Raw genomic sequence first — 688 nt, forward strand, 5'->3', positions numbered from 1 at the left:
TCCGACGCTCCCACGGCTTGTAGGCACACGGTTTCAGGTACTATTTCACTCCCCTCCCGGGGTACTTTTCACCATTCCCTCACGGTACTATCCGCTATCGGTCACCAGGGAATATTTAGGCTTAGCGGGTGGTCCCGCCAGATTCACACGGGATTTCTCGGGCCCCGTGCTACTTGGGTGTCTCTCAAACGAGCCGCTGACGTTTCGACTACGGGGGTCTTACCCTCTACGCCGGACCTTTCGCATGTCCTTCGTCTACATCAACGGTTTCTGACTCGTCTCACAGCCGGCAGACTGTGAAAGAGAGATCCCACAACCCCGTATACGCAACCCCTGCCGGGTCTCACACGCATACGGTTTGGCCTCATCCAGTTTCGCTCGCCACTACTCCCGGAATCACGGTTGTTTTCTCTTCCTGAGGGTACTGAGATGTTTCACTTCCCCTCGTTCCCTCCACACTGCCTATGTGTTCAGCAGTGGGTGACAGCCCATGACGACTGCCGGGTTTCCCCATTCGGAAACCCCCGGATCAAAGCCTGGTTGACGACTCCCCGGGGACTATCGCGGCCTCCCACGTCCTTCATCGGTTCCTGGTGCCAAGGCATCCACCGTGCGCCCTTAAAAACTTGGCCACAGATGCTCGCGTCCACTGTGCAGTTCTCAAACAACGACCAGCCACCCATCACCC

The 688-nt window shown here is 57.4% G+C and carries 1 other annotated feature (only partly in view).

The annotated features are described in order from the left end of the window. Window positions 1–632 (reverse strand) — a sequence feature (mutual gap in cmsearch alignment for this rRNA model is longer than 100); it reaches 2,664 nt to the left of the window's first position. Window positions 633–688 lie beyond the last annotated feature (56 nt).

It is taken from the genome of Streptomyces longwoodensis (assembly GCF_001514125.1).
GTDB lineage: Bacteria > Actinomycetota > Actinomycetes > Streptomycetales > Streptomycetaceae > Streptomyces > Streptomyces longwoodensis.